The organism is Streptomyces sp. NPDC006510 (genome assembly GCF_040611955.1).
Taxonomy (GTDB): Bacteria; Actinomycetota; Actinomycetes; order Streptomycetales; family Streptomycetaceae; genus Streptomyces.
The window spans coordinates 1-8,153 of record NZ_JBEXPH010000283.1 but is presented as its reverse complement, the minus strand read 5'-3'; the positions used below and the strand labels follow the sequence as shown (position 1 = coordinate 8,153).

6 protein-coding genes, 2 pseudogenes and 1 riboswitch are annotated in these 8,153 nt (G+C 71.2%); of the genes and pseudogenes, 5 read left to right on the top strand and 3 right to left on the bottom strand.

Translation table 11 applies throughout. The features are described from left to right. A partial coding sequence (locus ABZY11_RS40900) for a heavy metal translocating P-type ATPase (RefSeq protein WP_356484030.1) occupies positions 1–1,917 on the top strand: 1,917 nt, incomplete at its 5' end. A 142-nt stretch (positions 1,918–2,059) separates the two neighbouring features. Beyond that, positions 2,060–2,191: pseudogene (locus ABZY11_RS40895) on the top strand (DUF664 domain-containing protein); the annotation flags it as partial. A 26-nt stretch (positions 2,192–2,217) separates the two neighbouring features. Here ABZY11_RS40895 and ABZY11_RS40890 read toward each other — a convergent pair. After that, the gene (locus ABZY11_RS40890) at positions 2,218–3,486 is read right to left on the bottom strand and encodes an APC family permease (RefSeq protein ID WP_356484029.1); all 1,269 of its coding nucleotides are present in this window, start codon (positions 3,484–3,486) and stop codon (positions 2,218–2,220) included. Between the two features lie 188 nt (positions 3,487–3,674). On the opposite strand from ABZY11_RS40890, the gene ABZY11_RS40885 reads away from it, so the two are divergent. Together ABZY11_RS40885 and ABZY11_RS40880 are read left to right on the top strand one after the other, a co-directional pair. After that, the gene (locus ABZY11_RS40885) at positions 3,675–4,094 is read left to right on the top strand and encodes a hypothetical protein (RefSeq protein ID WP_356484028.1); all 420 of its coding nucleotides are present in this window, start codon (positions 3,675–3,677) and stop codon (positions 4,092–4,094) included. A 103-nt stretch (positions 4,095–4,197) separates the two neighbouring features. After that, complete coding sequence (locus ABZY11_RS40880; RefSeq protein ID WP_356484027.1) at positions 4,198–4,866, top strand: DUF305 domain-containing protein; 669 nt, start codon at positions 4,198–4,200, stop codon at positions 4,864–4,866. Between the two features lie 77 nt (positions 4,867–4,943). On the opposite strand, the gene ABZY11_RS40875 is transcribed toward ABZY11_RS40880, so the two are convergent. Further along, complete coding sequence (locus tag ABZY11_RS40875; RefSeq protein WP_356484026.1) at positions 4,944–6,623, bottom strand: ATP-binding cassette domain-containing protein; 1,680 nt, start codon at positions 6,621–6,623, stop codon at positions 4,944–4,946. A 642-nt stretch (positions 6,624–7,265) separates the two neighbouring features. Beyond that, positions 7,266–7,451, top strand: a riboswitch (cyclic di-AMP (ydaO/yuaA leader). 4 nt (positions 7,452–7,455) lie between these two features. Between ABZY11_RS40875 and ABZY11_RS40870 the strand changes: the two genes are divergently transcribed. Next, on the top strand, positions 7,456–7,953 hold the full coding sequence (locus ABZY11_RS40870) for a transglycosylase SLT domain-containing protein (protein ID WP_356484025.1): 498 nt from the start codon (positions 7,456–7,458) through the stop codon (positions 7,951–7,953). Between the two features lie 46 nt (positions 7,954–7,999). Here ABZY11_RS40870 and ABZY11_RS40865 read toward each other — a convergent pair. Then, positions 8,000–8,153 (bottom strand): annotated as a pseudogene (locus ABZY11_RS40865) (FAD-dependent oxidoreductase); the annotation flags it as partial.

The window sequence follows — 8,153 nt, the reverse complement described above, 5'->3', positions numbered from 1 at the left end:
GGGCGGCGCACCCGGATCCTGGCTCTTCCGGAGGCCCGCTGGGCCGCGGCCGCGCTGGTGCTGTTCCTGGCCGCGCTGCCGCTGCAACTGCTCGGCGCCCCGTGGTGGGCGTGGGGCCCGCTGTACGCGCTCACGTACATCACGGGCGGCTGGGAGCCGGGCTGGGAAGGGCTGAAGGCGCTCAGGGACAAGACGCTGGACGTCGACCTGCTGATGGTCGTCGCGGCGCTCGGCGCGGCGGCGATCGGGCAGGTGCTGGACGGCGCCCTCCTGATCGTCATCTTCGCCACCTCGGGCGCGCTGGAGGCGTTCGCCACCGCACGGACGGCGGACTCGGTACGTGGACTGCTCGACCTCGCACCCGCCAAGGCCACCCGCCTCGGCGACGGGGGCACCGAAGAGGCCGTGCCCACCGAGGAGTTGGCGGTCGGTGATGTGATCCTGGTACGTCCCGGCGAGGCCGTCGGGGCCGACGGCCGGGTCCTCGACGGGGCGAGCGAGGTGGACCAGGCAACCATCACGGGCGAGCCGCTCCCGGTGGCCAAGGAACCGGGCGACGAGGTCTTCGCGGGGACCCTGAACGGCAACGGGGCGCTGCGGGTGGCCGTGGAGCGTGACCCGTCCGATTCGGTGATCGCCCGGATCGTCGCCATGGTCGAAGAGGCCTCCGGGACGAAGGCCCCCACCCAGCTGTTCATCGAGAAGGTCGAACAGCGGTACTCGATCGGCATGGTGGCCGCCACCCTCGCCCTGTTCGCCCTGCCCATGGCCTTCGGCGCGGCACTTCAGCCGACGCTGCTCCGCGCGATGACCTTCATGATCGTGGCATCGCCGTGCGCCGTGGTCCTGGCCACCATGCCGCCGCTGCTGTCCGCGATCGCCAACGCCGGACGGCACGGTGTGCTCATCAAGTCCGCCGTGGTGATGGAGCGCCTCGGCCAGATCGACGCCGTCGCACTCGACAAGACCGGCACCCTGACCGAAGGCACCCCGCGTGTCACCGACATCCGTCCGCTCGCGTCCTCGGACCTGAGCGAGGACGCCCTGCTCACCCTGGCGGCGGCGGCCGAGCACCCCAGTGAACACCCCCTCGCCCGCGCCGTCACCGAAGCCGCCCGGACACGCGGTCTCGCCCTGCCGCCCGTCGAGGACTTCGGCTCCGCCCCGGGCACCGGCGTCACCGCCACCGTGGACGGCCGCACCGTCGCCGTCGGCAGCCCGGCCCACCTGCTGGACGCTCGCGCCGGGGCCGACGACCCGGCCGCCGAATTCGTCGCACAGCTGGAGGAGGACGGCCGCACCGCCGTACTGGTGGTACTCGACGGCACGCCCGTGGGCGTCCTGGGCATCGCCGACCGACTGCGCACCGATGCCCGGTCCACCGTCGCCCGCCTGACCGAACTCACCGGCGGCACGCCCGTGCTGGTCACCGGGGACAACCCACGCGCCGCCGTACGTCTGGGCGCCGAGGTCGGGATCGGCGACGTCCGGGCCGGTCTGCTGCCGCAGGACAAGGTGCACACGGTCAAGGAGATGGAGAGCGCCGGGCGGAAGGTGCTCGTGGTCGGGGACGGCGTGAACGACGCCCCGGCACTGGCCGCAGCCCACACGGGCATCGCCATGGGCAGGGCCGGCTCCGACCTCGCCCTGGAGACCGCCGACGCAGTCGTCGTCCGCGACGAACTCGCCACTATTCCCACCGCCGTGGCGCTCTCGCGGCGGTGCCGCGGCCTCGTCGTGCAGAACCTGGTGATCGCGGCCGTCTTCATCACCGGCCTCGTCATCTGGGACCTGGTCGGCACGCTGCCGCTCCCGCTGGGCGTCGCCGGGCATGAAGGCTCCACCGTCATCGTCGGCCTCAACGGCCTGCGCCTGCTCCGCGACGCGGCCTGGACGCGCGCCGGCGACAGCCGCTGAACAGGGCCTCTCGCCTGGATCAGGCCGTGTCCGGCCCTGATCCGCCGGAAAGAAGCCGCTCGCCGAGAACGCGGGCGGCTTCCGCAGTTCGGGCGGCTCGACGATGCGGAACGGTGCCTCGACCGCCGGCCGGTACACCACATCCAGCGGTGAGTCCCCGAGCCTGCGGCGCGTCCTGATCGACATGATCGAGGAGTACGCCCGCCATGTCGGCCACGCCGACCTCATCCGGGAGTCGGTGGACGGTCTCGTCGGCGAGGACCCGCCGAAGTGACACCTCCGTCGCCGACTGGACGGCCGCTACCGGCGTCCGTGGCGAAGGGCCCTGCGTACGCCGTAGGCCAGTGCACCGGCCGTGAGCACCGCGGTGCCGGAGACGACCGACGCCGACGGCAGTGCGAAGGCGAGCAGCAGACAGCCGGCCAGTCCGATGACCGGGACGGCGCGCGGCGGACGGCCCTCGTCCGGGGTGAGCGTCCAGGCGGCGGCGTTGGCGATGGCGTAGTACGCGAGGACGCCGAACGAGGAGAAGCCGATCGCCCCGCGGACGTCCGTCGTGGCGGCGAGGACCGCGACGACGGCGCCCACGGCGAGCTCCGCCCGGTGCGGCACCTCGAAGCGCGGGTGGACCGCGGCGAGGACATGCGGCAGATGGTGGTCGCGGGCCATGGCCAGGGTGGTGCGTGACACACCGAGGATGAGCGCGAGGAGCGAGCCGAGCGCGGCCACGGCCGCGCCGGCCCGGACCACGGGCACAAGACCGGGGACGCCGGCGACGCGTGCGGCCTCGGCCGCCGCGGCCGGGGCGTGGGCGAGGCGGTCGGGCCCCAGGACGGCGAGCAGTGTGACAGTGACGGCCGCGTAGACGAGCAGGGCGATGCCCAGTGCGAGCGGGATCGCGCGGGGGATGGTGCGTCGCGGGTCGCGGACCTCCTCGCCGAGAGTGGCGATCCGCGCGTATCCGGCGAACGCGAAGAACAGCAGACCGGCGGCCTGGAGCACGCCACCGGCGGTGGCGTCCGCGCCCGTGGCCAGTCGCCCGGTCTGTGCGGCACCGCTGCCGAGGCAGGCGGCGACGACCGCCGCGAGGACAGCGAGGACGAACGCGACGATCACCCGGGTCAGCCGGGCGGACTTGTGTACGCCGGTGCAGTTGAGCGCGGTCAAGGCAACCACCGCCGCGACGGCCACCGCGTGCTCGTGGCCGGGCCACACGTAGGAGCCGACGGTCAGTGACATCGCCGCGCAGGAGGCCGTCTTGCCGACGACGAAACCCCATCCGGCGAGGTATCCCCAGAACTCGCCGAGACGTTCCCGGCCGTACACATAGGTGCCGCCGGACTCCGGGTATCGGCCGGCCAGCCGGGCGGAGGACGTCGCGTTGCAGTACGCCACCAGCGCGGCCAGCCCCAGGCCCAGCAGCAGCCCGGACCCGGCCGCGCCCGCGGCGGGCGACGGTGCGACGAAGATGCCCGCCCCGATCATCGAACCCAGGCCGATCACCACGGAGTCGAACACACCCAGCCGGCGCTTCAGCCCGCCCGTCGCCGCCGACGTCGACGTGGTCATCGCCCACTCCCAGCCGCGCAACCCGCGCGGGCGGGTCCCGCAGTCGGTACGGATGCGCAGTTCCGGGGCACGGTAGCCGAGCAAGGTGTCCGGCAGGGGGCGGGGCGCTACGGAACAGGAAACCCTGTGGGGGTATCGTCGGGCGACAGGCACCGCAGGACCCGTACGACCGAGCATTCGAGGCAGCCGTGGATCGCGAACGGACACGCACACCGGGAGCGTCCCGGCTGCTCGTGCTCTGCGCCGTCCTGCTCGGACTGTTCCTCATGCACGGAGCGCCGGCGAGCGCCGCGGAGGGCTGTCATGACGCGATGGCCGTGACGGCGGCGGCGCCCGTGTCCATGACGACAGGTGCCGGCCACTCCGCCATGCGGGGCGAGCACGGCTCCGCTCACGCAGCCGCCGCCGTGCCCGAGACGAACGGCGAGTCGTGCGTATTCACTCATGTCCGTGACCGGGTGCTGCCGCTGCTGATGGCGCTGGGCCTGGTGCTCCTGGCCGTTCGGGCGCTCGCCGGGCGGGGTACGGCCGTACGCGGACCGGCCCGGCGGGGACCGCCGTTCGCCGGACGGGATCTGCTGCTCCAGGTGTGCATCGCGCGGACGTGACAGGAATCCGCCGGTCCACGGCCTTCAGAGGCCGGACCGGCCGGATGACCCTGCCCCTTTCGCGCGCCACGGATGTGGTGCGTCCACCTGGAAAGAACCTGTGATGTCCGCTTCCCAGTCCTCCGCTGCCCGCCGCCGCACGCTCGCGGCCGCCGGCACCGTCGCCGCCCTCGCTCTGGCACTGGCGGCCTGCGGCTCCTCCGACGGCTCGAAGTCCGACGGTTCGTCCATGCCCGGCATGGACCACGGCTCGGCCGGCGCCTCCGCACCGGCCACCCCCGGCGGCGCGTTCAACGACGCGGACGTGAAGTTCGCGCAGCAGATGATCCCGCACCACGAGCAGGCCATCGAGATGGCGAAGCTGGCCGACGGCCGCGCCGCCGACACCGAGATCAAGAAGCTGGCCACCGCGATCGAGAAGGCCCAGGACCCCGAGATCAACACGATGAAGGGCTGGCTGACGTCGTGGGGCAAGCCGCTGCCCTCGGCCTCGATGGGTGACATGCCCGGGATGGACCACGGCTCGGGCGATTCGGGAATGCCCGGAATGATGTCCGACAAGGACATGAGCGACCTGGAGGCCGCCAAGGGCAAGGACTTCGACAAGAAGTTCGCCCAGCTCATGATCGGGCACCACCAGGGCGCGGTCGCCATGGCCGAGGACGAGCAGAAGAACGGCGACAACGCCGCCGCGAAGAAGCTTGCCGAAGCCGTCGTCACGGCCCAGACCGCCGAGATCGCGCAGATGAACAAGATCATCGACAGGCTCTGATCCCGGCAGGGGTGCGGGCCTTCGCGTGACGGTCCGGATGAAGTCATGCGAAGGCCCGCACCCTTCCTGGGGCACCGCTACGAGAACACCTGCCCGCCGACGGCCTCCGGCGCCGCGAGCAGGTCGGCCACCTCCTGCGCGGTGGTCTCCCGGAGCTCTTCCCCGACCAGCAGCCACCGGGTGATGCCGACCGATTCGAGGAACGGCAGATCGTGACTGGCGATCAGGAGCGCGCCCTCGTACGAAGCGAGCGCACCGGTCAGCTGCCGCACGCTGGCGATGTCGAGGTTGTTGGTCGGTTCGTCCATCATCAGCAGCTGCGGGGCCGGTGCGGCGAGCATCGTCGCCGCGAGGGCGGCACGGAAGCGTTCTCCGCCCGACAGCGTGCCCGCCGCCTGCTCCGCACGCTTCCCCTGGAACAGGAAGCGCGCGAGCTGGGCACGGATGTGGTTGTCGGTGACCCCGGGCGCCATGCGGGCCACATTCGCGGCGACGCTCAGTTCCTCGTCCAGCACATCGAGCCGTTGCGGAAGGAACCGCACCGGCACGAAGGTCCTGGCCTCGCCGGACAAGGGGGACAGTTCACCGGTGAGAGTGCGCAGCAGCGTCGTCTTCCCGGCGCCGTTGCGACCGACGAGCGCGATCCGCTCGGGCCCGTGCACATGCAGGCTGCCCTCGTGCAGCCTGCCGAACTGGGGGCGCAACTCGTGCAGGCTCAACACGGTGCGTCCGGCGGGCACCGCCGTGTGCGGCAGGCTCACGCGGATCTCGGCATCGTCGCGGATCGCGTCCGCGGCCTCCTCCCGGCGCTCGCGCGCCTCGCTGAGACGCTCCTCGTGAACGCCGCGAAGTTTGCCCGCCGACTCCTGTGCGGACCGCTTCCGGCGGCCGGCCAGGATCTTCGGGAGGCCGCCCTCGGCCTCGATCCTCCTGCCGTTCCGCCGGCGCCGGGCCAGCTTCACATGGGTTTCCTCCAGTTCGCGTTTCTGGCGCCGTACATCGGCCTCGGCGGCCCGCAACAGACGCCCGGCGGCCCCCTGTTCGGCGGCCACGGCCTCCTCGTACGCGGACCAGCCGCCGCCGTACCAGTTCACGGATCCGGTGCGTAGTTCGGCGATGCGGTCCACGCGCTCCAGCAGTTCGCGGTCATGGCTGACCACGACCAGTACGCCCGAGCGCCAGGAGTCGACGGCCTCGTAGAGCCTCCGGCGCGCGAACACATCGAGGTTGTTGGTGGGCTCGTCCAGGAGCAGGACATCGGGGCGTTCCAGCAGCAGCGCGGCCAGGCGCAGCAGGACGGTCTCGCCGCCGGACAACCGGCCCACGGTGCGGTCCAGTTCGATGCCGCCGAGTCCGAGTGAGCCCAGTGTCGCCAGAGCCCGTTCCTCGACGTCCCAGTCGTCGCCGATCGTCTCGAAGTGTTTCTCGTCGATGTCCCCGGCCTCGATGGCGCGCAGCGCGCCGCGCCGCTCGGCGATGCCCAGGGCCCGGTCCACCCGCAGTGTGGTGTCGAGGGTGATGTTCTGCGGAAGGTGGGCGAGGCCGCCGCCGACGGTCACCGTCCCCTGGGACGGGCGCAGTTGACCGGCGAGCAGTCGAAGCAGTGTGGACTTGCCCGCACCGTTGGCGCCGACGAGACCGACGCGGCCCCGGCCGATGCTGAGCGAGAGCCCGTCGAAGACGGTGGTGCCGTCCGGCCACCGGAAGGACAGGGCCGAGCAGGTGAGGGAGGCGCTGGGGGTGGTGGGTGTCGCCATGGTGTTCCTCGCATTCGCAAGCGCGGTGAATGGGGGGCTTCATATGCGAGCACCACGCGGCGACCGGGCAGCAGAGGGAGGTGCGGCGGTCCTGAAGATCGAGGGACGGCTCATGCACCGAGGTCGCATCCACGCGGGGTCACGGGCAGCGCGTAGCACTGCTACAGCGTGACGGGCGTACGGGCGGAGCCGTACGGCGCGATGTTCGCGAACCTCAGATGCGCAACGTCCACCTCAATCGGAGACAACAGGACACCGAGACCATAACGGCAGGGAGGAGGGAAGGCAATGCCGCCCGGTGCCGGGCGACGGCGGGGGCGCGAGCTCCGCACGGCGAAACCTGTGTCCGATATGGGGTATTGATGAGAATTGCTTGTTTAGTTAAATAAGAGGGCTATTCGCCATCTTTGCGACTTTTGGATGCGATGCGAAATGCCCGTTTTGGGGTTTCGTGGCGCGAGTCACGTTTGGCCTCCCGGGCGGCGTGCCGCGTGCGGCGGTTTCCTTTCGGTGCAAGGGAAAGGGGCCGCGCGGTGTGAGGTGGATTACCGGAATTCCCGTTATTCGATCTTGTGGGTGAATTGCATTCGGAAATTGGGGGCTTGTCGCTTTCCGCCCCTCTCGCCTACGGTCACCGTCAATCCGGACGGAACGCCGAATCCTGCCGCCGTCCGGCAATCCGACCACTCATGTACGGCAGGAGCGGGGGACCCAGGTAAGCCGCCGATCCGGATTCCGGAACGGCTCGGGGTGAAGTCGCGCTCATGTGCGGCCAGGCATCTCCAGCCTGAACCCGACAGCTCACCTCGCAGGCGACGGAGAGGAATCCACCATGCCCGCAACGGGTACGTACCGTCGTCGCAAGTCCACCTCGCTGACCCGGGGTCTCATCGCCGTGGGCACGGGCGCAGCCGCCCTCATGCTTCCGCTGATCGGTGCCCAGGCCGCCTCGGCGGCGCAGGCGCAGTCCGTCAGCGCCGCCGCACCGGCCGCGCAGCCCGCGACGTACACCAACAATCTGGACGGCTGGATCAAGGAGTCGCTGGCCGTCATGGCCAAGCACGGCATCCCCGGCAGCTACGACGGCATCCACCGCAACGTCATGCGCGAGTCCTCCGGCAACCCCCTGGCCATCAACAACTGGGACTCGAACGCCGCTGCCGGGACGCCGTCCAAGGGTCTCCTCCAGATCATCGACCCGACGTTCCGGGCCTACCACGTGCCCGGCACCGCGATGGACAGCTACGACCCCGTCGCCAACATCACGGCAGCGTGCAACTACGCGGCCGCCAAGTACGGCTCCATCGACAACGTCTTCGGGGCCTACTGACGTACGGCGCCGCCGCCCGGCCGTCGCCCCCGTGCCCGTCCCGCGGTCAGTCCAGCCTCGGGGGCGTCCAGTCGGCATGGCGCAGGATCGTGCGGACGATGACGCGGGACGGGGTCAGTCGCAATGCTGTGTTGCGCAGTGCGACGGCCATCGGACGGGACAGTTGCTGGCCCGTCCGGCCGGCCTGCCGGGCGGCCCGG

Excerpts from the sequence above, each read along its gene's own strand:
- ABZY11_RS40890 (WP_356484029.1), bottom strand. The coding sequence starts at position 3,486 with ATGACCACGTCGACGTCGGCGGCGACGGGCGGGCTGAAGCGCCGGCTG.
- ABZY11_RS40880 (WP_356484027.1), top strand. The coding sequence starts at position 4,198 with ATGTCCGCTTCCCAGTCCTCCGCTGCCCGCCGCCGCACGCTCGCGGCC.
- ABZY11_RS40875 (WP_356484026.1), bottom strand. The coding sequence starts at position 6,623 with ATGGCGACACCCACCACCCCCAGCGCCTCCCTCACCTGCTCGGCCCTG.
- ABZY11_RS40870 (WP_356484025.1), top strand. The coding sequence starts at position 7,456 with ATGCCCGCAACGGGTACGTACCGTCGTCGCAAGTCCACCTCGCTGACC.